Raw genomic sequence first — 21,129 nt, 5'->3', positions numbered from 1 at the left:
TGCTAACCCTGTTCAGAAATTACCGCGGATCTGCTGGAGACTCGCTCCAGCAGATCCGCAGCTGTTTAAAATTTGCGGCTGAAAGAAACTTTCAGATTGCGTCCCGGCATAGCTGAAATGCCGTCGCTCAGATAAGGCTCGTAGTTTTTGTCGAAGACGTTTTCCAGAGCCAGCCGTAGTTCAGAATCCTTCATAACACCCTGTGTCGGCGTCCAGTTGAAAAACAGATCATGTACCGAATAGCCCGGAGCCTTGGGGCGATTATAACTCAGATCATCTTTGACATGAGAGGTTCTGTCCTGCTTGTCGACAAAGGTTCCTGTCCAGCCGAAATTGATATCCTGATCAGGCAGCTTATAGCCGAGTGTCGTGATCAGCGTCGTTGGCATGATATCGTTGATATAACTGTCTGGACCTTTGACGTTGTTGAGCGTGCCTTCGCGCCTTCCAATCATGTAGGTGAGGCTGGTATCGGCAAACATGAAGTTATTTTCATAATGTGCTTCAAGTTCGATACCGCGTGTATAGTAGGATGGCATGTTCCAGTAAAATGCTGCTTCACCTTCCTTCAAGTTCGCATTGTTTTTACTACCCACGCGCCGTCCAACCGGGTTGGAAATATGGTTGTTGAAGAACGACCCGCGCACCATCAGCATATCGCCGTCGGTAAACAAGCTATTGATCGCCGTATCTGCACCAATATTGATCGTGTTGTTGCGCTCAACGTTCAGATCCCGACTTGTGCCGGATGTCTTGGTCTGAATGCTCTGCGTTGAATAGATTTCATCAATGTTGGGCGCGCGCATCGCATAGGCCCAGTCTGCAAACAGACGCGTTGCAGGCGTGATCTGGTATGATGCGCTGACCGCCGGCGTGAAGCCATGATGTGAGGTGGCTGAATAATCGTGACCGGCGGCAGGATTATTATAACGAGGCGCAGCATTCGGAACGCCTTCCGAGCGCACATAGTCGTAACGAAGACCGGGCGTGATCGTCAGCTTGTCGGTAATTGCCATTTTATCGCGCACAAAGAACGATGTAACATCCTGTTTGCCAGCAGGCATGATCCATGGTGCATAATAACCGTAATTATACTGCGGATCTTTTGCATTGGCCTTATCGAACATCGTCACATCACGAACGTGATGGTTATACTGCACACCATAGTTCAGGCTGTGATCGATTCCACCCAATTCAAAATTTGAGGTGTTTTCAGCCTCGATATGAAAGTCCGAATATTTGGCATCGTTTTCTGTGCCGCCGAGTGATGCAGTGCCATTGACGCCGGGAAAGCGCTCTGCATGCATGTCGGTCGATGAATAGCTTGCCATAATGCGCGTATTCACCAGATCGCTGTCACCGTCATAGGTATGTTCCACAACGGAGGTGAAATCTTTGAGTTCGCGCCAAGCAAGGAGCCTTTGGATCGCTGCCTTATATGCTGGTGTACCAGGCACCAAAGCATTGCTGCTTGGCTCAAACTGTCCACGAATGGCTGCAAGTGGGCCCCAGTTGGCGCTTTCTCCATAAAGAACAGACGCTTTTACCGCATGGCCACCATATTCGCCGCTGAGCTTGCCGGAAAAGGATGTCAGTTCGGAGCTGGAATAGTTGTAAACATCACCACCGCCGACGCGCATATTGTCGCCCTTGCGCCATGTCAGGCTCGCAAGACCATCAAGATTTATGCCAGTTCCAAGATTGGAGCGGCCATATATGGCGCCCGTTTCAAGAAACTGTTTGTTTGCAGTCTGATAGCCGGTTTTGGCCCAAGCGCCCCAGTTTTCGCCATCACGCAACATATCGGCCGCGTCTTTGCTCTCAAGCTTGATCGTGCCGCCGAAACCACCATTGCCGTAGCGCACGGTGGTCGCGCCCTTTTCGATTTCGATGCGCTTGAGAAGTTCAGGTTCAACGAAGATCGTACCCTGATCGTATTTCTCAAAGTTCTTTGGAGCGCCATCGAGCAAGATACGAACGTCAGTCTGGCGTGAAAAGCCGCGGATGGCAATTGATTGACCTTCTGTGCGTACGCCGCCCAGCATCGAAACACCGGGTGTCCTCTTCACAAGTTCTGGAATAGTTGACGCCTGTGCCTGCTCAAGCTGTTCGGTTGTGATCTGCGACACGCGCGGGTCAAGCTCGGAAAAATTTACGCCAGTGATGCGGGCGATGTTGATTGTATCAAGCTGAAGGCTGCCATCGGTGACAGGGGCAATCGCATTATTTGCAGCGGTTTCGCGCTCCAGTCGAACAGTTTTGCTGCCAGTGAAACGGTATTGGATGTCGGTATTGCGCAGCAAGGTGGAAAGCGCTTCCACTGGCGTCATCGTTCCACGAACGCCTGATGTATTCAGGCCGCTGGTAACGGAAGCATCAAATGCGATTTGCAAGCCTGTCTGAACAGCAAGGCGATTGAGGCCGGTTGCAAGTGTACCTGCTGGAACGTTGACTGCAACAGCCTGCGTTGTTGCTTGCGCCATGGCGGGCGCGCTCAGAAGTGGTGTCAGAACTGTGCTGCTTAGAAGAACCGAGGCAAAAACGGTGCGTGCGCAGGTCGCAAGAATGCACGAGGCGGAGCTTTTCATTTCGTATCCAGTCTCAACGTTCAAGGCGTTGAACATTTGATGTTGAAGCAGTTACGCTCGCCGCGCAAACTGCCTTTCATGGAGTGGACGAATGAAATTGGCTGGCTGGGACATTCTTTTTAAAATTAATTGTGCAACACTGTTAGCAAGGAACCAACCCGCACCGCTTTGAGATCAAATGCATTGATGAAATCATCAAGTGCGGTTGATGGCGCTGACAGATCGAAAGTGCCGGTTACGCGGCGTTCTGCCAGATCATTGCTCGCAATCATCACGCGACCGGGAAGATGACGCGCAATATCCTCGATCACATGACCAAGCGGCTGATCTTCGAAGATAAGTCGTCCTGTGCGCCAAGATGCGGCCAGTTCCGGGTCTACTTTTGTAATTTTTCCGATGCCACTGTCACTGTCGTAAAAAACACGATGACCTTGCTCAAGGCGAAGGCTTTGATCAGCACTGAACATCGCTTTATCGGCGCTGGTCTGCACTTCAACAGCATGCTCGGTGACAACAACATCGGCGCCCTGACCTTGCAACTTAACATCAAACTGTGTGCCGAGCGCTGTCACTTCGCCATTTGCGGCGATAACGGTGAACGGACGCTGCTTGTCAGGTGCAACGGTGAAATAGGCTTCGCCCCGCAGGAGATAAACGCGTCTGCTTTCCTCTGTAATGTCAAAAGAGATCGCTGATCTTGAATTGAGCTGGACGGTAGAGCCGTCAGAGAGTTTGACGAATGGCATTTCGCGGCTTGCGGACATAACATCCGCGCGCAGACGCATCGGTCCATCGAAAGCGATGAATCCGCCTGCAATACCCACAAATATGACCATTGAAGTGACCGCTGCTGCAACAGGGAAACGTGGTCTTCTGGCCGCTGTTTTTGCAAAATCGGTATCCTGAAGCAGCAAGAAACGTGAGTCACTGAAAACACGCGAAGCTTTTGTAAATGCTATTTCATGACGGCTATCTTGCGCGCGCCATGCGGCGCACGCTTCAATCAATACCAAATCTTTGGGCGATGACTGTAACTGCATAAGCCAATCGACAGCCTGTTCACGGATAAGCCGTTCAGACTTTTCCGTTTTGGTTTTTGATGCACGCATTATGCCTGATCCAGTTCGTCGAGTCTGTAAAGGCAATGAATGAGTGCCTTGCGAAGATGCCGGTCTACCATGTTGCGCGTAATTCCAAAACGCTGAGCAATTTCGTCGGGCGACAGGTTGCCAATGCGGTGCGCAATAAAAATTCGGCGCTGACGATAGGGTAGTTCCATGATTGCATTTCGCAGGCAGTTGAGACGCTGCGGCATGTCAAGAGCGGTATCAGGATCGGTTTCAGCGCCGATGATGTTGGCGGCTTCTTCCTGAGTGCCCGAAAAGATTTTAGCTTCAAATTGTTCGCGTCGAAACCGATCAAATCCCAAGTTGATCGCTGCTCGCTTCAGAAAGGCACGGAGTGAAGATTTGCCTTCTAAATCGGTCTTCCGGTCTTTCAGCCTTACGTAGAGATCATGAACAATTTCATTGGCATTTGATGACGCGTGACCGCGTCGACGAACCGTGCGGCACAGTTCATCGTAATATTCGGTAATGGCCAAGTCGACGTCGACAATCTCACGCAATTGGAGAGCTGATGGCAGGTTGGATTTATCAGAGTGGTTCAAGGTGGGCACCGGTTGTGTGTGGCGGCACCATAGTGATGTGGGAAGCGAAACGCAATAATATATGAGCGATGCACTCATCTTAAGGCACTGCTGTTGCAGTTGGCCTACAGTCAGGGAACGACTGCGTTCGCAGCATGTCGGTCTGCGTGCGTGCAATCGACTCACATATTTTTACTCTTGTAATTTCAAATATACATATGTATTGATAGCGAGAGTTCGCTATCGGGTCGAAGGCAGAGGAGCCTTCCCGGGTGATCTTTTAATAGTCAGACGGGAGGAAGTTTCGTCTGATTTCCAAGGGAGGAATCTATGAAGAAGCTTGCTTTGCTGGCGGCTGTTGCTGCCTTTTCAGTACCTGTTTCGGTCATGGCGCAGGATGCGCCGGGAACTGTCAAAAAAGACAGCTATCGCTTTGTCATCGTGCCAAAGGTCGTGCATCCTTGGTTTGATAAGGTGAATGATGGCGCGCAGCAGGCTGCGGCTGCCCTTAAGGCGCAGACTGGCGCCAATGTTGAAATCGTCTACTCCGCACCACAGAGCGCAGACGTTGTTCAGCAGAACCAGATCATCGACAGTGCGCTTGCAACCCGTCCGGATGGCCTTGCACTTGATCTGCTCGATCCATCGGGCAACCGCGCATCGCTTGAAGAAGCACAGAACCAGAAAGTTCCGCTGGTCCTGTTCGACTCCGTGCCGCCTGAAGGCATGAGCATCACCCATATCGGTTCGGATTTCTGTGAGCAGGCCAAGATTGCTGCCCGTCGTCTGGTCGAAGTGCTCGGTGGTGAAGGCGAAGTCGCGATCATGATGGGCGTGCCAACCGCACCAAACCATTCAATCCGCGCGGATTGCCATCGCGAAGTGTTCAAAGAACATCCGGGCATCAAGGTCGTTGCTGAAGGCATCGACAATGATAGCATCGAAATCGCGCAGCAGCAGGCAGCTGCCATTATGCAGGCCAACCCAAACCTTAAGGGCTGGGTTGCTTCGGATGCGGCTGGCCCGATCGGTATCGGTCAGGCGATCGTTGAAGCTGGCAAGCAGGGCAAGGTTACGCTGGTCGGTCTCGACAATCTGCCAGAAATGCTCGACATGATCCGCAATGGTGTTGCTGACAGCTCGTCCGCATCGCAACCTGAACTTCAGGGTTACTGGTCGGTCATGACACTTTGGGCACAGGCAACTGGCGCTCCGGTTCCGGGCTATATCGACACCGGCAATGCATTCCTGACCAAGGAAAATGTAGGCAATTAATCCGTTCTGGACTTGTTGCAGGAGCACGGGTTCTCCCGTGCTCCATTCTTTCCTGTCCTATCGACTTTGACCGGCAGTTTGCCGGAAACGCAGCGATAGTTTTCCAAGGTGTCCATCATGGCTTATCTTGAAACAAGCGGATTAGGCCGGGATTTTCCGGGCGTAACCGCGCTGGATGGTGTTGACCTGAAAATTGAGCTGGGTCGCACACATATTCTTGCTGGCGAAAACGGTGCCGGCAAATCTACACTCGTTAAAATTCTGACCGGAACCGACAGCGCTTCGCGCGGTCAGGTGCTGATTGATGGCCGCGATCCGGTTACTGACGCAGCACTTTATAAAAACGTCGCCTATGTTCCGCAGGAACTTACACTTTTCCCGCAGATGAGCGTTGCTGAAAATCTGTTCATGCCGTTCAACAGAACCGGCCATGGCGGCTTTACCGTCAACCGCAAGGCGTTGCTGAAAGAAGCGAAATCCTATCTCGACCGCTTCGGAATCGAAGCGCAGGCAGATGATTTGGTTGCCAATATCTCCGTGTCCGATCAACAGCTTTTGCAGATTGCACGCGCCTGCACAAATGAGCAGATGAAGGTGCTGATCCTTGATGAGCCGACATCCTCGCTGACGCGGGTTGAGGTCGAACGTGTTTTCAAGGTTATCCGCAGCTTGCTTGATCGCGACCATGCGATTGTTTTCATCAGCCACAAAATGGAAGAAGTCTTTCAGATTGGCGATGATTATACGGTTCTGCGCAATGGAACGAAGATCGAAAGCGGTCACATCAAGGACGTAACGGAAGCGGATCTGATCCGCGCCATGTCTGGCCGTGACCTCTCCTTTGATGAGCATTTCCGCCCGTCAAAGCCTACCACTGAAACCATCATGGAAGTGCGTGGACTGTCCGGCTCTCGCTTTGAAGACATCAGTTTTGATCTGCGTAAGGGAGAGATTCTTGGCTTTGCCGGACTGGTGGGCGCTGGGCGCTCCGAAGTGATGCAGACGATCTTTGGCTTTCTGAAAGCCAAAGCAGGCGAGGTGAAGGTCGAGGGCGAAAGCTGGGCACTGAATGACACGTCGCGTTCGGTTGCCAATGGAATGCTTTACCTCTCGGAAGAACGCAAACATCACGGCATTCTGCCTCTTCTGTCGCTACGCGAAAATATCGGTATTTCGGTTTTGTCATTGACCAGCGGAAAGCTGGGCATCTCGGATAGTCGCGAACGCAATATCGTGCAGAAGATCATCGATGATTACGGTATCCGCACGTCGGGCATGGGTAAGCGCATTTCGCAGCTTTCTGGTGGCAACCAGCAGAAGGCGATTATCGGTCGCGCAATGGCTACTCGTCCGCGCGTACTCATCTTCGATGAGCCGACCAAGGGCATCGATATCCGCACTAAATCCGAAATTTATCGCATCATGAAAAATCTTGCCGAAGAAGGCGTGGGTGTCATCCTCGTTTCTTCCGAACTCAACGAACTGCAGAAATGCGCAAGCCGTATCATCACCATGCATAACGGCCATATCACCGGTGAGTTTTCCACCACCGATACCAACAATGAAACACTCGTGGGCGCGATCTTTGGAACAGAGGTAAAAGCCGATGCAAACTAATCCCCTTTCCAATCTCATCCGCACGCCGCTGGCCGGTGTTTTTGTGGCTCTGCTGGTAATCTTCGCCCTTTCAGCGATCATGTCGCCCTACTTCCTGACGACTTACAATCTGTCGGTTGTGGCGCGCGGTTTGGCCTTTGTCGGCCTCATTACCATTGCACAGTCGATGCTGATGGTGCTGGGCGAGCTTGATCTGTCGCTCGGTGTTATTGGCGGATTGAGCGGCGTCGTCTCCGGCATATTGATGATGCGGATGGGCTTCGAGCCTTATTCCGCCATGCTGCTGGCTATCCTGCTTGGACTTTGCCTCGGCCTGTTCAACGGGTTCCTCGTCACCTTCCTGCGGTTGCATTCGCTGGTGCTAACCATCGGTACGGCAGGCATCTTTGGTGGAGCCAATCTGGTGCTGACGCGGGGTGTTGCTATCACCGGTATCCCGCGCGAAATTCACTTCCTTGGTCGTGGCGACTTTTTTGGAATTCCTGTGCCGTTCCTGATCATGTTTGTGGTGCTGTTGATCGCTACTTTCGTGATGCTGAAAACCCCGTTCGGACGTTACATGTATGCCATTGGTAACAACCGCGACGGTGCACGTATGCTGGGCATTCGCGTGGATCGCGTGCGTCTGATGGTGTTTGGCTTTGCCGGTGCCATTGCAGGGCTTGCTGGCGTTCTGATGGTTGCGCGTCTTGGCACTGCTCAGCCGTCGATTGGTGATAGCTGGGTTCTGGCTCCAATCGCTGCTTCGGTTATTGGTGGTGTTGCTACAACTGGCGGCATCGGCAGCCCGATTGGTGCGATCTTCGGTGCGGGTATTATCGCTATTATTGAAAACATTATCGTTCTGTTCGGTGTCTCTCCTTATTGGCAGGGCATTGTTTCGGGTGCAATCGTCGTGCTGGCCATCTCATTCGATGCTATATCGCGTCGTTATCTGCGCCGGGATGCGCACTGATCAGGCAATAAGTTTAAGAAAGCCAAAACTATGAGTGAACAAGTCAAAACGAAGAAGCTGATCAACGCGCCTGAAAATATCATCGCAGAAATGATCGAAGGCATGGTTGGCGCGCATCCTGATATCTTGCGCGTCGAAGGCGAGACAGGTCGTGCGGTTGTTGCGGTCGATGGGCCGCGTGAAGGCAAAGTCGGTATTGTTGTGGGCGGTGGCTCAGGCCACGAGCCAGCTTTTGCGGGTTATGTCGGTCGCGGTCTTGCGGATGCAGCCGCTGTTGGCAACGTGTTTGCTTCTCCATCGCCTGCACATATTGCGGAAGCCGCACGCGCTGCCGATGGCGGTGCTGGCGTGCTGATGCTTTACGGCAATTACACAGGCGACGTTCTCAACTTCACTATGGCTGCTGAAGAACTCGCACAAGACGGCATGGATGTGCGTCATGTCGCAGTAGCGGATGACGTAGCTTCTGCGCCACTTGATCGCAAGTCGGAGCGTCGCGGAATTGCCGGTGATTTCTTCGTATTCAAAGTTGCGGGTGCTGCCGCTGATCTGGGTGAATCCCTGCCGCGTGTGGAAGCGCTTGCACAGGCTGCGAATGAGGCGACCCGCTCGATGGGCGTGGCGCTTAGCCCTTGCTCGCTGCCACAAACCGGCAAGCCAAACTTCTCCATCGGCGACGACGAGATGGAAATCGGCATGGGTTTGCATGGCGAGCCGGGCATCCGCCGCCAGAAGCTTGCACCTGCCGATGAAGTGACTGACGAGCTGGTAGCAGCCGTTTTAAAAGAACTTGAACTCAAAGCTGGTGATCGCGTTGCTGTTCTGGTCAACGGCCTTGGCGCAACCACGCATATCGAGCTTTACCTGATCTTCCGCCGCGTGAAGCAGATTCTTGATGGTCGAGAAATTCAGATCCATGCCTCATGGGTCGGTGAGTATGCGACATCGCTCGAAATGGCTGGCGCTTCGGTAACGCTGATGAAGCTTGATGCCACTTTGCAGACACTGCTTGATCATCCATGCCACACGCCAGCTCTGACTGTCGGTGCTGTACAGGCAAGCGACCGTGAACCAGCTTCACACCGCAAGGCAGCACGCACTGTTGAACATAAAGAAGCAACATCAGACGCGCCCCGCTTGCTCATCACCGATGGCGATGTGACACCTGCACTGTTCAAGGCAATGATGATGAATGTCGGCAATCAGATCATTGCCGAGAAGAACTGGCTTTCGGAACTTGATGGCGTGATTGGCGATGGCGATCATGGTATCACCATGGAGATCGGCTGGAAGGCTGTTCAGCATGCGCTCGAAGACGAACAGGACGATGAAACCATTGAAGCCATCTGCAAGCGCATGGCGAAAGCGTTTCTGGACGCGGTGGGCGCTTCGTCCGGCCCGCTTTATGCGACAGCATTCTTGCGTGCAGGCACTGCCGTCAGCAACCGTTTGAACCTTGATGGAACCGGTATTGCTGAATGGCTTGCAGCGGCATCGCAAGGCATCCAGGACCGGGGCCGCGCGGCACCGGGCGACAAGACGATGATCGATGCCTGGGTTCCGGCGGTTGAGGCTGCAACAGCGGCGGCACAGGCTGGAAAATCCACGCTCGACGTGCTGATTGCGGCGCGCGATGGCGCGGAAGCGGGCATGAAAGCGACGGCTGCAATGGAATCGCGTCGCGGACGTTCAGCCAAGCTTGGCGAGCGATCCATTGGCCATATCGATCCCGGTGCAGCGTCTACATTTGTAACGTTGCGTGCCATGGCCGAAGCGCTGCAGAACCGCGCCTGACAAAAAATCGTTTAACTGTGTGATACAGTGGCAAACTGTGTTTTTTGGAACCTTTTGGCTTGCAATTCAGGTTCCTCCATAAAAACAACACGATAGAGTGTCGGCTGTGTTCTCCTTGAACGCAGCCGTTTTTTTCGTCAACGCTTTGCCCAATTCTTCCTGTGTGTAAGGCATGAAAATTCCAGATTCGCTGCTTGCCAGCAGGTCGGTTTTTCATGTGTCTAGGTGTCTCTAATAAAGCGTGTTGGAGTTGATTCGCCGTTCAGATTATGTACGGTTCGAATGAGGCCCTCTTTATTTTATTGCAGGGATTTTAGGCATGACTCTCAACTTGATCCATCTTCCAAATTTCAGGAAGACGTTTTTCGGAACGGCACATCAGACTGATATCCTTGCCAGAATGGTGCGCATTCGTGATGAGATCGGTTGTCGGCATATCATGCATGCCTACCGCAATCGGTTAAGCAACAGCTCCCGGAACTTTTCGTCTGATCTAACCGTAGTGACCTCCGCGCCCACCAGTTGGATGGTGAAATATGCGGCTACAAATTATTTTTCCGTCGATCCTTTATTTCAGGAAGATGCGCCTTTTTTCCGCAGTGACGTCCATGGGCTTGTGCATGATCTCAAACGCGATGCTGATAAAAGTAAGCATATAGCGGATATGTTTCGCGATGCGGAGAAGCAGGGCTTAGGCAATGTCCATGTAGCTGTTTCTGCCCGTACACCTAAAGGGATTGCTGGCTGTTCTCAATTCAGCTTCCAATTGGATACGCTTATTGATCGTCAAGAATTTATAGCAAATTTGCGGCCACTGCTGATCAGCGCTGCCGGTCATCTTCATCACACGCTTTGCGATGGGCGAGAGATGAGTGCTGCCGTTGCTCTTTTGACCCAGCGTGAGTTGGATTGTTTGCGCTGGGCTGCAAATGGCAAAACAGACGGCGAAATCGCAGAAATTTTGAACATCGCGCGCTGGACGGTTGTGACCTATCTTCAGAACGCAAAAATCAAGCTCAATTGTTCAAACAGAACATCGGCAGTTGCAACGGCGTTGTCGCTCGGCATTATCGATATGCCTGAAGTCCAGCATCTTTTCTGATATGCCTACGCTTATTATCGGCCATCGCTAGGCAATTTTGCGCAAGGAAAGCTTTGCATCATCGATTGCGTCAGCCAGTCGGGCTGTGTTGTGCGTCGGGTTCTCATCCGGGTTGTCAAAGACGATATGGTTGAGTTCTACGCTTGCGGTCTTACCGGAAAGAGTGAGGCGGAAATAAGCATAGACACCCTTGTTGCGGAATTCCATGTCCAGAGTAACGGATGGGTTGCTGAACCAGTCGCAAACAAAGTCGCAGCCATGACCAAGGGTGAGCGTGCCGGGATAAAAGTAAAGTTCTGTCGCGGAATTGACGATGTCGGCAATATTGGCAAGCAATTCGCATCTGATGAATGCAATATAATCTGCTGGATCAACAAGACGAAGATCTGCAACAACGTCACGGATATTGCGTGCTATTATCGCTTCACGTTCATTTGAAAACTGCATGCTTTTCATCGTGTTATCACCAGTATTGAAGAATTGAGATATACTATATTAGTGAATAATGATTTCATTGAAAAATTGTTCAATTTATTGTTCGTCGAGTATTTATAACACGAATAAGTTCAGCGACGGCCTTATAAAATTCTGGTGCAATCATTTGATCAACATTGACTTGTTTGTAAAGAGCACGCGCCAGCGGAACGTCTTCAAATACAGGGATAGAATTTGCCGTTGCAATTTCTCTAATCTTCAATGCAATCAGGTCCTGACCTTTGGCAACGACAATAGGGGCAGCGTCTTCATTGGGCTTATAGCGCAAGGCAACGGAGAAATGCGTTGGGTTGGCGACGATCAGCGTTGCTGTTGGTACAGCGCTTATCATGCGGCGGCGGGCGCGATCACGAGCGAGCGAGCGTAGCCGGCCCTTTACCAGTGGATCGCCTTCGGATTGTTTGAGTTCGTCTTTTACCTCTTGTTTGGTCATGCGCAGTTCTTGTTTCCAATGAATGCGCGACCATGCAAGGTCGAATGCGGCAATCGCTGCAATTGCTAAGAGATTTGCCACCAGCAACCGAACGAGGTTTTCGCGTAAAAACTCTGGCAGGCCGCGAGGGTCGGTCGCGATGGCTTGTGTGAAGAGATCGTTGCCCTTGAAGAAGACGAAGAAGACTATTACGCTTGCTGCGGTGAATTTTGCCAGAGACTTTAGAAACTCGACCTGACCTGATCGTCCGAAAATCCGCTGCCAACCTTTGATAAGCGATATGCGTGAGGCCTGCGGGCGAATACGCTCACCCACCATGCTCGGAGCATTCTGAAAAGCGGAAGCGGCTATCCCGGCAAGCGGAATGATAATAAAGACTGGCACCAATGCCAGACCAATAGCCAGTGCCGCGAGCGTGAAAAGCTGGCTGGCATCTTCTGCACTGTTGAGTAGCCAATCCTGCGGACGATCAATGAGTTCACGCAAAAATGCAGTGAGCTTTGCCGTCGCGGGAGCGGCTATGAAGACGGCAATGACAAGAAATGAGGCAAAACCGGCAAAAGCGGGGATTTCCCGCGAAAACGGCATGTTGCCTTTTTCAATGGCATCCCGAATTTTCTTCTCGGTTGCTTCCTCGGTTTTGCTCTCTTTGTCGGTATCATCAGACATGGGCTAAGTGGGCCTTATTCGTCTGATTCAAGCGTAATAATGCCGCGTTCCGACAAATCGATTGCGATACGAGCAATCGCGCGACGCGCATCGGTTATATTTTGGCTCGTTATATTGCCTTGTTCTGTGGTGAGCTCGCTTTCGACCATACGGCGACCACGTGCGGACAATGACGAGAGGATCGTTTCCTGCAGTGACGCATCTGCGCCGCGTAGCGCTGTCGCGATCTGCTCCGTCTGGACTTCATCAAACAGCAGAAGCCGGGCACGTTGCGAAAGGCGTTCAATATTTTCAAAGCTGAAAAGCTTGGCTTGAATGCGCGCTACATCGTCATGGCTGAGGTCTTTAAGGCTTGCCATGAGCTCTTCCATCTCCTGACGGTCGAGCTGATTGAATATATTGGCGATCTGTCCGTGATGCGCTTTAACCGGTCCAGTATCGCTGCGACCTAGAAGATCGCGTCGCAAAACATCTTCCAGAAGCTCGGAAGCGGCAGGCGCAACATTGCCAATGTGAAGCGAACGCTGCACGACCGCGCCACGCAATTGTGGCGGCAGGCCCACGAAGATGCGCGCAGCCATGTCGGATGGAAGTTTGGAAACGATATAGGCGATGATCTGCGGATGCTGGTCCGCAAGATAATCCTGTAAGTTCTCAACGGACAGACGTGTGATCTGAACCCAAACGGATTCCTGCACGAGCTGCGGCTGAACACGCTCTTCAAACACGGCGTCCGCTTCTTCCTGCGGCAACGCTTCGCGCAGCAACCCTTCAAAGCGTTGTGCCGCCTCAGATACCGGTGCGCCTTCCGCAAATGAATCTTCAAACTGCTTGACCAGCAGTTCAAAGTCTACCGGAGCAATTGGATCAAGTGTCCGTGCGTGCCCCGCAAGCTTGCGCAGATCATCAGAATTAAAATGCTTGAGCAGTTTTGAGGCCGACGGGCGTCCGATGGCGACAAGAATTGCAGCCGCCTTTTGCGGGCCTGAAAGTGTATCGATCAGTCCGCTTGCGCTATCGTCGGAAGACTTTTGCTGTTCATTGTCGGCCATGATGAATCCGTTACTTGCCGATAATTTCGGTGAGGCTGACGCCAAAACGTGAAGAATCGTCTTCAAGAACGATCACTTCGCCGCGCGCAATGACACGTCCGTTGACGACGATGTCGACTGGATCACCGATCTGCTTATCAAGGGTGATAACAGCACCGCGTCCAAGTTTCATAAGGTTGGCGACTGGCATGGTTGTGCCCCCCAGAACCACCTGAACATCGACGGGAATACCCATGATGAGTTCGAGATTGGGCTTGGAACCACCCGCCTTGGCAGCGCGGGGCTTGTCTTCGCGCAGCTCTTCAATTGCTTCGTCAAGTTCGTGCTGCATCTTCTGTTCCTTGCTGCCGCTATTCATGCTTTTGCTCGTCACGCTTGACCTGCGATTTCAATGGTTGCCTTCTTCACTGCGCGGCGCACAAAAACTGGCAGAGCTTTCTTTTCAATCGGTGCCTGCATAGTGGTGTGTTCAGGCGTCGCATTTTCTTTGCGAATAGATAGCTCTGAAACATTGCGCGCATGTCGAATATCGCGGGTCAGCGCCTTGCGCAGGCGGTTCAGCTCTTCAATAGCCTCATCCATCTCACGGCGCACACGTGCGGTTTCGCCAAGGCGTGCCTCAAGACGTGCTGTTTCGTCAGTCAGATCTGTTCGCTGGCTGCGCAATGATTTTGCGACCCGCTCAAGCCCGTTGGATGCGGCGGCAACGCGCAGCGTCAACAGTTTGCCGAGCTTAATGGTTTCGTTTGCTTTGCGTCCAACCACAATCAGCGCACCAAGTGAAGCGAGGGCCATGAGTGTTGAAAGAATGTTAGCCAGCAACAAGCTCATCGATAAAATCCTCTTCCTGATCGACAGGATCGCCAATCTTGACTGTAAAATGAATGCCGGACTTGCCGAGTGAGCATTTGAAAAGTTGCTGGGTGCCCGCACGCAGGCGCACTTGTTCCATCGCGTCGGCTGGCAATTTGAGCACCTGACCGACTTCAAGCCGGGAAAGTGCATCAAGGGTCAGGCTGCCTTGCTGAATGAAGGCCTCCAGATCAATGCGAGCACGGCTGACTTCCTGTCGCATCCTCTTTGCCCATGCCGGGTCGGCTTGATTGACCGGGCGGCGCAGAAACGCTGTAACAGCATCCTGCATCGGCTTATGGCTGCTGCGTGGCAGCAAAAGATGTATAAAGCCAGTCTTGCCTGCCGCAGCCACTTCTATCTGGCAATTGAAAAGGCGGGACTGATCCAGATCATCACGGTTGAAATCCGCGGTATCAAGACATTCCCCAGCTGTGAAAACTGAATTGCCATTGCCCGTGAAAACCTGATCGAGAGCCTTAGCGAAGTAAGATGCAATAACACCCGAAACCTTGCGCTCCATCATACCGAAGGGACGTTCAAGGTCAGTGCTTCCCAGATTGCCCTGTGCACCAAACATGGCCTCAATAACCGCAAAGACCAGTGTCGAATCCGCTGTTACAAAGAGCGAGCAACCCCAATTATCGGCTTTCAAAGGCGCGATGATCGCTGCCTGCTCAAGGATCTGGCTTAGTCTGTCATTGTCGGTTATGTCGACAGAACCTGCATCGGAGGAAAATGCGGCAGCCGAGCCTTCTGCAAGGTGAGAGCAAAAATGCAGGGATGCATCTTTAAAAACATGCGCGAGTGACTTTAAATCGTCGCCGGAAAGTCCTGCTGCTCGGAGCAGGTTGTCAGCAAGGACATCACTCTTGCGGCTTTGGCTGAAGCCCGTCATGTCACGCCGCCTGCTGGAGCGGTGTGCTCGACATTGTTTCTTGTTCAACTACATCAATGCTTGGACGCTCATAGGCCGAAATTGTCTTGCGACCATATTCCAGAGCAATTTGTGGCAGCGAACCGTTCATGTAGGCCAGAAGGGTTTGCTTCACGACAACATAGAGCCGATTGTTCTTCTCGCGCGTCATTTTGATTTTCGTAGCAATCGGCGTGACGACGCCATAAGAAAAGAAGATACCGGCAAATGTACCAACAAGTGCGGCACCAATCAGACCGCCAAGCACTTCTGGCGACTGGTTGAGCGCGCCCATGGCCTTGATAACACCCAGAACAGCGGCAACAATACCAAGAGCTGGCAGCGCTTCGGAAATGCTGACCATTGCCTGATAGGGCTTGAGGCGGTCGCGGGAGATTGTGTGAATTTCTTCGTCCATAAGAGCTTCGATTTCATGCGGACGAACATTTCCGACGATGATCAGACGGCAATAGTCGCAGATGAAATGCATCAGATCTTCATTTTTCATGATGCTGGGGTAAGCCTGAAAAATGGGAGATTCTTTTGGGTTGTCGATATGAACCTCAACTTCATTGCGCGATTTAGCGCGCAGTTCGCGCATCAGGCTATAGAGCACACCAAGAACGTCGAGATAATCGCGTTGTTTTGGGACTTTATTGGTAAATGCTTCCATACAGGCACGGCCTGTGTCCTTTACCAGCGATAAAGGATTGGCGACGAAGAACGTGCCAAGAGCAGCACCCAGAATGATGACGAATTCCCACGGCTGGATAAGCACACTGACGTGACCGCCCATAGCGATAAAGCCGCCCAGCATACAACCGAGTGTGATGGCAAGGCCGATGAGAATACCCAAAGCTTAAAACCCCAAAATAAAATTTCTTTAAATGCACTCTATGGTCGTCGCCTTGCGCGAAGCTTGCCATCAGGCACGGTGTGAAATCAGCTTCGGACAAGCTTGAGCTTTCATAAAGAGCCAAACACCAGCAGGGGGTCTTTGCCAATGGTCGATACGATGACAAGTTATCGTCTGATAGCGTCTGACATGACGCGGTCATTGCAGCGCGTATCGAAAGAACCTGTGGTTGAGCGCGAAACCGCCTACTACAAAGAGAACATTGGCAATGTGAAATCGATTGATGATTTCATGTCGGATACACGATTGTTCAATTATGCGATGAAGGCTTACGGCCTTGAAGATATGGCTTATGCTAAGGCCTTCGTTCGCAAAATCCTGACCGAAGGTGTTGTCAGTGATGATGCCATGGCCAACAAGCTAACCGATAAGCGCTACAAGGAATTTGCGACTACCTTTGATTTTGCCGCTAAGGGCGACAAGGCGACTGAAGCTACTGCCGCACAGCAGGGCGTCATTGATAAATATATGCGCCAGACGCTTGAGAGCGACGCTGGTAGCCAGAACGAAGGCGTGCGTTTGGCGTTGTATTTTGAGCGCAAAGCATCGACCCTGACCAATGCCTATGAAATCCTTGGCGATAAAGCATTGTTGTCGATGGTGCAGGCAACTTTTGGCTGGCCTGCTTCTATGTCTAATGCGGATATCGATAAACAGGCAAAGATGATCGAAGAGCGGATCGATTTCGATAAGATGTCTGATCCCGATTATGTGTCAAAGTTCATTTCCCGTTTCACGGCTATGTATGAAATGAACAACCCGACCAGCAGTTCGCCCGCATCGATCGCTTCGCTGCTATTGGGGGGAACATCATCGGTTGGCATTTCGATGGATATTTTAAGCACCTTGCAAAATTTTAGGCCGGGCGGACGCTGACCGATGCAGAATAACTCGATCTATGTTGGCTTGTCTTCGCTGGTTACGCTTGAGCGGCGCATGGATGCTATCGCGCATAATGTCGCCAACGTCTCTACTGTTGGCTTTCGCGGCGCGGGCACCAAGTTTGAATCGATCGTTTCAGGCAAGACCAATGATGCGGTGAGTTTTGCAAGTGCGGGTAAAAGCTATATTCGCACCGAAGCCGGTCCAATGATTAAGACCGATAACCCACTTGATGTTGCCGTAAAAGGCGACGTCTGGATGGCGCTTTCTACCCCGCAAGGCCAGGTCTACACGCGCGACGGTCGCATGAAAATGATGGCGACGGGCGAACTCGTTTCAGTGATGGGTAACGCTGTTCTCGATGTGGGCGGCGCGCCCATTATGCTCGACGCGAATGCCGGTGCTCCAAAGATTTCAAGCGATGGCGCTATCTATCAGAATGGCGCGCAAATCGGCCAGATTGGTCTCTATTCTATTCCTAAAGATGCTGAACTGAAATATGCGGGCAATTCCGGCGTCGTTTCAGATAAGCCAGCTGTTCCGGTTGTTGATAGTAACAGTGTGGGACTGGTGCAGGGTATGATTGAAGGCTCCAATGTCGATGCCATGTCCGAAATGACTCGATTAATCAGTGTCAGCCGTGCTTTTGAGCAGGTCAATAATCTGTTGAGCCAGCAAGAACGCACCGTCGCTGAAGCGATTAAAACACTGGGCTCCAAAAACGGATGATAGCTGATCTGCCGCTCACACGTCTTGCTGCTTTAGTTCGCCAGCAGGCATTTGCACCGAGACCACTTACCGGTCTTGGTGGTACGGTGAGCGATGTGTCGCGTTCTGCGATTGCGGTTCGTGGACTCTCACGAAAAGCGCACCTTGGTGATGTGGTTGCCATTCGTGCAGATAGCGGTCAAAGCCGCGCAGAAATCATTCGCGTGGCGGATCGTCAAGTGCTGGTAAAGCCCTTCGATGATCGGATCATACCTGCTTTGGGAGCAGCTGTTTTCGAGGAAGGGCCGCTGCGTATTTGTCCTTCGCCAGAATGGCGGGGGCGGGTGATCAACGCCCTTGGCGAAGCGGTTGATGGAAAAGGGGCTATGCAGCCCGGTGCTCACGCGATGGCTTGCGAAAATCTGGCACCGGCAGCCTTGCGCCGTTCGCGTGTGGATCGTGGTCTTCGGACCGGCGTCAATGTCATTGATATTTTCACACCGCTTTGTTTTGGCCAGCGTATTGGCATTTTTGCGGGTTCAGGTGTGGGTAAATCCACGCTGCTCGCTATGATGACGCGTGCTGCGGATTTTGACACGGTAGTACTGGCACTAACCGGTGAGCGCGGTCGCGAAGTGCGCGAGATGCTCGAAGAAACAATGGCCGGGCATCTCGATAAGACTGTAACGGTTGTTGCAACGGGCGATGAAAGCCCAATGATGCGTCGACTTGCACCCAATACCGCAACGGCAATTGCCGAATATTTTCGTGACCTTGGTCAGAATGTGCTGTTGATTGTCGATTCCGTCACACGCTTTGCGCATGCAGCGCGTGAGGTGGCAATTGCGGCTGAAGAGCCGCCCGTTTCGCGTGGTTATCCGCCAAGCGTATTTAGTCAGTTGCCACGCCTGCTCGAGCGCGCTGGTCCCGGCGTGAGCGATGCGGGTGGGAGCATAACCGGCATTTATTCGGTGCTGGTGGATGGCGATGATCATAATGATCCGGTGTCCGATACCATTCGCGGCACGCTCGATGGCCATATCGTGCTTGACCGGGCTATTGCAGCGCAGGGTCGCTTTCCAGCGGTCGATATTCCTGCGTCGGTGTCGCGCCTTGCAAAGCACAACTGGTCTGCCGACCAGCGCAAGCTTGCAGGTCAATTGCGGGCGATGGTAGCGCGGTTTGAGGAAACCCGCGATCTTCGCGCGATTGGCGCTTATCAAAAAGGCAATGACGGCCTGCTTGATCAGGCTGTTGATCTGGTGCCGAGAGTTTACGAAGCGCTGCAACAATCGCCAGAAACAAACGTATCCGATGATCCATATTTAGACCTTGCCGCTGCTTTGCGCGGCGAGAAGCAGGCATAAGGCGCTATGAAGGGCTTTAACAAAAATAAAGAGGATCAGGTTCTGGCCAAGCTTGCCGCTGAGGTGGAAGCTGCGACCTTGCAAAATACTGAGAAGAAGCCGCAAAGTCAGGTGGACCACTATCTGAAAGTCAGTGCAATCGCCCTTGCGGTGGTCTGTGCCATGCTTCCGGTGGTTACTTATTTGCAGCGTGTCGATCTTAGTCTTTCAAAGAAGAATGATACCAAGATTACCGATCCTCTCAACAGAACGGATCAAAAGACGGTTCGTCATTTTCCCTCATTTCGCCCAAATGAAGAAGCGGCGTCAAATGAGGGCATCGACACGATGAAAACCGGTTCGATTATGTCGAATGGTAAGGGATTGCCGGGCGCTACTGATGGGCAGGGCGGTGAGGGAAGCAGTGAGGGCAAGCCATTGCCAAAGCCAGTTTTCGCGTTACGCGAAGTTGTTGGCAGTATGGCAATGATCGAGGACATATCAGGCTATTGGTTTGTGGAAAAAGGCTCGCTTTTACCCGATGGGAGCCGTCTTGTTTCGATCCGGCGCGGCCAGAGCGGCGGCAATTGGCAGCTCACGACGTCTACAGGCGGCGTGATTGATATGCGTCGATAGAGGATATCTTTTTAAAGTTTACTCAGCGCAAGCTTGACGCAAGTTCCGACCTTTAAGTTAATCGAAGGTAAATGCGGGACACTCGCGGGAAATATCATGAGCTCAATCCATCTGCTAGATTTGGCGGCAAGGCAGGCACAATGGTTGTCAGTAAGACAGGCAACGGTTGCTGGAAATGTTGCTAACGCCAATACTCCGGATTTTCGAGCGCGCGATGTCCAGCCTTTCGCGGATGTGCTGAGCAAAACCCAGCTCACTATGGCTGCAACCAATGCACAGCATTTGGAAGTCGAAGCCAACGGCATCGCTGGCGCGCGTTTGCGTCCTGAAAGCATCACTGAGCAGACCCATTCCGGCAACACCGTTGATGTTGAGCAGGAAATGATGAAGGCCGGTGAAATCTCGCGGGATTATTCGCTCAACACAAGCATCGTCAAAGCGTTTCATCGCATGATGCTGTCGGTTGCAAAGGGATAATCCATGTCATCTGACGCTTTGCAAAATACGTTAAAGATTGCCGCCTCCGGTCTGTCGGCACAGTCGACCCGACTGCGCATTGTTTCCGAAAATATTGCGAATGCACAATCAACGGCAAAGACCGCCGATGCTGACCCATACCGCCGTAAAACAGTTTCGTTTCGCACGGAGCTGGAACAGACGACGGGTGCGGCGCAGGTTCGCGTAACCGAAATCGGTCACGATATTTCGCCCTTTGTTGAGCAATATGATCCAAGCCATCCGGCGGCGGATGCACGTGGCTATGTCCAATACCCTAACGTCAATATGGTCGTCGAAATGGCGGATATGCGTGAAGCAAACCGTTCATATGAAGCCAATCTACAAGTCGTCAAGCAGGCGCGTGAATTGATCTCAATGACCATCGATCTGATGAGGAACACATAATGTACGACTCAATCATGAGCATTTCGGCACGCAATGCTCTGTCGCGCCTCACTGAAACGGTTGCGCAGAATAATGTCGGTTCCACGCAGGCTCCGCAAGCTGTCCCAACCGCGCCGGGTGCATCTTTTGGTGATGTGCTTTCGCAGATGACGGACTCAGTCGGTCAGAAATTACAGGCAGCAGAAGCAACCTCGATTCAGGGCATCAAAGGTGATGCACCTGTGAGCGACGTTGTAAACTCGGTTATGGAAGCGGAGCGCTCGCTGCAAACAGCAATCGCGATCCGCGACAAGATCGTACAGGCCTATCTCGAAATCAACCGCATGCCAATTTGATCAGAGC

22 protein-coding genes are annotated in these 21,129 nt (G+C 52.2%); 12 read left to right on the top strand and 10 right to left on the bottom strand.

Going from position 1 to position 21,129, the window contains the following annotated elements:
- Positions 1-65: 65 nt before the first annotated feature.
- The 3 genes from WH356_RS17395 to WH356_RS17385 all read right to left on the bottom strand — a co-directional run bounded on the left by WH356_RS17395 (position 66) and on the right by WH356_RS17385 (position 4,266).
- Positions 66-2,588: a TonB-dependent receptor gene (locus WH356_RS17395; protein ID WP_339513040.1), complete on the bottom strand. Its 2,523-nt coding sequence runs from the start codon at positions 2,586-2,588 to the stop codon at positions 66-68.
- Between the two features lie 125 nt (positions 2,589-2,713).
- Complete coding sequence (locus WH356_RS17390) at positions 2,714-3,697, bottom strand: FecR family protein (protein WP_339513038.1); 984 nt, start codon at positions 3,695-3,697, stop codon at positions 2,714-2,716.
- On the bottom strand, positions 3,697-4,266 hold the full coding sequence (locus WH356_RS17385) for an RNA polymerase sigma factor (RefSeq protein ID WP_339513036.1): 570 nt from the start codon (positions 4,264-4,266) through the stop codon (positions 3,697-3,699). Before WH356_RS17385 ends, WH356_RS17390 begins: the two co-directional genes overlap by 1 nt.
- Before the next feature lie 300 nt (positions 4,267-4,566).
- On the opposite strand from WH356_RS17385, the gene WH356_RS17380 reads away from it, so the two are divergent.
- The 5 genes from WH356_RS17380 (at position 4,567) to WH356_RS17360 (ending at position 10,979) form a co-directional block, all read left to right on the top strand.
- Positions 4,567-5,511 (top strand): substrate-binding domain-containing protein, encoded by a 945-nt coding sequence (locus WH356_RS17380; protein WP_339513034.1) that lies wholly within the window; start codon positions 4,567-4,569, stop codon positions 5,509-5,511.
- Positions 5,512-5,628: 117 nt separating this feature from the next.
- Positions 5,629-7,128 carry a sugar ABC transporter ATP-binding protein gene (locus WH356_RS17375; RefSeq protein ID WP_339513032.1) on the top strand — a complete coding sequence of 500 codons (1,500 nt, stop codon included), beginning with the start codon at positions 5,629-5,631 and terminating at the stop codon, positions 7,126-7,128.
- The gene (locus WH356_RS17370; RefSeq protein ID WP_339513030.1) at positions 7,118-8,083 is read left to right on the top strand and encodes an ABC transporter permease; all 966 of its coding nucleotides are present in this window, start codon (positions 7,118-7,120) and stop codon (positions 8,081-8,083) included. The genes WH356_RS17375 and WH356_RS17370 overlap by 11 nt, the downstream gene beginning before the upstream one ends.
- A gap of 30 nt (positions 8,084-8,113) precedes the next feature.
- Positions 8,114-9,877, top strand: a complete 1,764-nt coding sequence (gene dhaL, locus WH356_RS17365; protein WP_339513029.1) for a dihydroxyacetone kinase subunit DhaL — start codon at positions 8,114-8,116, stop codon at positions 9,875-9,877.
- A gap of 319 nt (positions 9,878-10,196) precedes the next feature.
- On the top strand, positions 10,197-10,979 hold the full coding sequence (locus WH356_RS17360) for a helix-turn-helix transcriptional regulator (protein ID WP_339513028.1): 783 nt from the start codon (positions 10,197-10,199) through the stop codon (positions 10,977-10,979).
- Positions 10,980-11,006: 27 nt separating this feature from the next.
- Here WH356_RS17360 and WH356_RS17355 read toward each other — a convergent pair whose 3' ends face one another.
- The 7 genes from WH356_RS17355 to motA all read right to left on the bottom strand — a co-directional run bounded on the left by WH356_RS17355 (position 11,007) and on the right by motA (position 16,252).
- Complete coding sequence (locus WH356_RS17355; RefSeq protein WP_339513027.1) at positions 11,007-11,435, bottom strand: hypothetical protein; 429 nt, start codon at positions 11,433-11,435, stop codon at positions 11,007-11,009.
- Between the two features lie 70 nt (positions 11,436-11,505).
- Positions 11,506-12,576: a flagellar biosynthesis protein FlhB gene (gene flhB / locus WH356_RS17350; protein WP_339513025.1), complete on the bottom strand. Its 1,071-nt coding sequence runs from the start codon at positions 12,574-12,576 to the stop codon at positions 11,506-11,508.
- A gap of 14 nt (positions 12,577-12,590) precedes the next feature.
- The gene (locus WH356_RS17345) at positions 12,591-13,628 is read right to left on the bottom strand and encodes a flagellar motor switch protein FliG (protein ID WP_339513023.1); all 1,038 of its coding nucleotides are present in this window, start codon (positions 13,626-13,628) and stop codon (positions 12,591-12,593) included.
- A gap of 10 nt (positions 13,629-13,638) precedes the next feature.
- The gene (gene fliN / locus WH356_RS17340; RefSeq protein ID WP_339513021.1) at positions 13,639-13,986 is read right to left on the bottom strand and encodes a flagellar motor switch protein FliN; all 348 of its coding nucleotides are present in this window, start codon (positions 13,984-13,986) and stop codon (positions 13,639-13,641) included.
- 11 nt (positions 13,987-13,997) lie between these two features.
- Positions 13,998-14,459: a BAB2_0123 family type IV secretion system effector gene (locus WH356_RS17335; RefSeq protein WP_339513019.1), complete on the bottom strand. Its 462-nt coding sequence runs from the start codon at positions 14,457-14,459 to the stop codon at positions 13,998-14,000.
- Positions 14,440-15,378 carry a FliM/FliN family flagellar motor switch protein gene (locus WH356_RS17330; RefSeq protein WP_339513017.1) on the bottom strand — a complete coding sequence of 313 codons (939 nt, stop codon included), beginning with the start codon at positions 15,376-15,378 and terminating at the stop codon, positions 14,440-14,442. Before WH356_RS17330 ends, WH356_RS17335 begins: the two co-directional genes overlap by 20 nt.
- A 1-nt stretch (position 15,379) precedes the next feature.
- Entirely contained in the window at positions 15,380-16,252 is an 873-nt protein-coding gene (gene motA, locus WH356_RS17325; protein ID WP_339513016.1) for a flagellar motor stator protein MotA, read from the bottom strand.
- Between the two features lie 147 nt (positions 16,253-16,399).
- On the opposite strand from motA, the gene WH356_RS17320 reads away from it, so the two are divergent.
- The 7 genes from WH356_RS17320 to WH356_RS17290 all read left to right on the top strand — a co-directional run bounded on the left by WH356_RS17320 (position 16,400) and on the right by WH356_RS17290 (position 21,122).
- The gene (locus tag WH356_RS17320) at positions 16,400-17,188 is read left to right on the top strand and encodes a DUF1217 domain-containing protein (RefSeq protein ID WP_339513015.1); all 789 of its coding nucleotides are present in this window, start codon (positions 16,400-16,402) and stop codon (positions 17,186-17,188) included.
- A 3-nt stretch (positions 17,189-17,191) separates the two neighbouring features.
- On the top strand, positions 17,192-17,923 hold the full coding sequence (gene flgF, locus WH356_RS17315; protein WP_339513013.1) for a flagellar basal-body rod protein FlgF: 732 nt from the start codon (positions 17,192-17,194) through the stop codon (positions 17,921-17,923).
- Entirely contained in the window at positions 17,920-19,269 is a 1,350-nt protein-coding gene (fliI, locus tag WH356_RS17310; protein WP_339513011.1) for a flagellar protein export ATPase FliI, read from the top strand. The genes flgF and fliI overlap by 4 nt, the downstream gene beginning before the upstream one ends.
- A gap of 6 nt (positions 19,270-19,275) precedes the next feature.
- Entirely contained in the window at positions 19,276-19,884 is a 609-nt protein-coding gene (locus WH356_RS17305) for a hypothetical protein (RefSeq protein WP_339513009.1), read from the top strand.
- Between the two features lie 96 nt (positions 19,885-19,980).
- Entirely contained in the window at positions 19,981-20,361 is a 381-nt protein-coding gene (flgB, locus tag WH356_RS17300; protein ID WP_339513007.1) for a flagellar basal body rod protein FlgB, read from the top strand.
- A 3-nt stretch (positions 20,362-20,364) separates the two neighbouring features.
- Complete coding sequence (flgC, locus tag WH356_RS17295; protein WP_310013654.1) at positions 20,365-20,787, top strand: flagellar basal body rod protein FlgC; 423 nt, start codon at positions 20,365-20,367, stop codon at positions 20,785-20,787.
- The gene (locus WH356_RS17290; RefSeq protein WP_339513004.1) at positions 20,787-21,122 is read left to right on the top strand and encodes a flagellar hook-basal body complex protein FliE; all 336 of its coding nucleotides are present in this window, start codon (positions 20,787-20,789) and stop codon (positions 21,120-21,122) included. Before flgC ends, WH356_RS17290 begins: the two co-directional genes overlap by 1 nt.
- Positions 21,123-21,129: the final 7 nt, after the last annotated feature.

This window comes from Ochrobactrum sp. MYb379 (genome assembly GCF_037479515.1).
Classification (GTDB): domain Bacteria; phylum Pseudomonadota; class Alphaproteobacteria; order Rhizobiales; family Rhizobiaceae; genus Brucella.
Note: the sequence above shows the minus strand (reverse complement) of the source record. Positions and strands in the feature narration are given on the sequence as shown.

Bases quoted from the DNA above. Each gene is read 5' to 3' on its own strand.
- WH356_RS17395 (WP_339513040.1), bottom strand. From the start codon at position 2,588: ATGAAAAGCTCCGCCTCGTGCATTCTTGCGACCTGCGCACGCACCGTT.
- WH356_RS17390 (WP_339513038.1), bottom strand. From the start codon at position 3,697: ATGCGTGCATCAAAAACCAAAACGGAAAAGTCTGAACGGCTTATCCGT.
- WH356_RS17380 (WP_339513034.1), top strand. From the start codon at position 4,567: ATGAAGAAGCTTGCTTTGCTGGCGGCTGTTGCTGCCTTTTCAGTACCT.
- WH356_RS17375 (WP_339513032.1), top strand. From the start codon at position 5,629: ATGGCTTATCTTGAAACAAGCGGATTAGGCCGGGATTTTCCGGGCGTA.
- WH356_RS17370 (WP_339513030.1), top strand. From the start codon at position 7,118: ATGCAAACTAATCCCCTTTCCAATCTCATCCGCACGCCGCTGGCCGGT.
- dhaL (WP_339513029.1), top strand. From the start codon at position 8,114: ATGAGTGAACAAGTCAAAACGAAGAAGCTGATCAACGCGCCTGAAAAT.
- WH356_RS17360 (WP_339513028.1), top strand. From the start codon at position 10,197: ATGACTCTCAACTTGATCCATCTTCCAAATTTCAGGAAGACGTTTTTC.
- WH356_RS17355 (WP_339513027.1), bottom strand. From the start codon at position 11,435: ATGAAAAGCATGCAGTTTTCAAATGAACGTGAAGCGATAATAGCACGC.
- flhB (WP_339513025.1), bottom strand. From the start codon at position 12,576: ATGTCTGATGATACCGACAAAGAGAGCAAAACCGAGGAAGCAACCGAG.
- WH356_RS17345 (WP_339513023.1), bottom strand. From the start codon at position 13,628: ATGGCCGACAATGAACAGCAAAAGTCTTCCGACGATAGCGCAAGCGGA.
- fliN (WP_339513021.1), bottom strand. From the start codon at position 13,986: ATGAATAGCGGCAGCAAGGAACAGAAGATGCAGCACGAACTTGACGAA.
- WH356_RS17335 (WP_339513019.1), bottom strand. From the start codon at position 14,459: ATGAGCTTGTTGCTGGCTAACATTCTTTCAACACTCATGGCCCTCGCT.
- WH356_RS17330 (WP_339513017.1), bottom strand. From the start codon at position 15,378: ATGACGGGCTTCAGCCAAAGCCGCAAGAGTGATGTCCTTGCTGACAAC.
- WH356_RS17320 (WP_339513015.1), top strand. From the start codon at position 16,400: ATGGTCGATACGATGACAAGTTATCGTCTGATAGCGTCTGACATGACG.
- flgF (WP_339513013.1), top strand. From the start codon at position 17,192: ATGCAGAATAACTCGATCTATGTTGGCTTGTCTTCGCTGGTTACGCTT.
- fliI (WP_339513011.1), top strand. From the start codon at position 17,920: ATGATAGCTGATCTGCCGCTCACACGTCTTGCTGCTTTAGTTCGCCAG.
- WH356_RS17305 (WP_339513009.1), top strand. From the start codon at position 19,276: ATGAAGGGCTTTAACAAAAATAAAGAGGATCAGGTTCTGGCCAAGCTT.
- flgB (WP_339513007.1), top strand. From the start codon at position 19,981: ATGAGCTCAATCCATCTGCTAGATTTGGCGGCAAGGCAGGCACAATGG.
- flgC (WP_310013654.1), top strand. From the start codon at position 20,365: ATGTCATCTGACGCTTTGCAAAATACGTTAAAGATTGCCGCCTCCGGT.
- WH356_RS17290 (WP_339513004.1), top strand. From the start codon at position 20,787: ATGTACGACTCAATCATGAGCATTTCGGCACGCAATGCTCTGTCGCGC.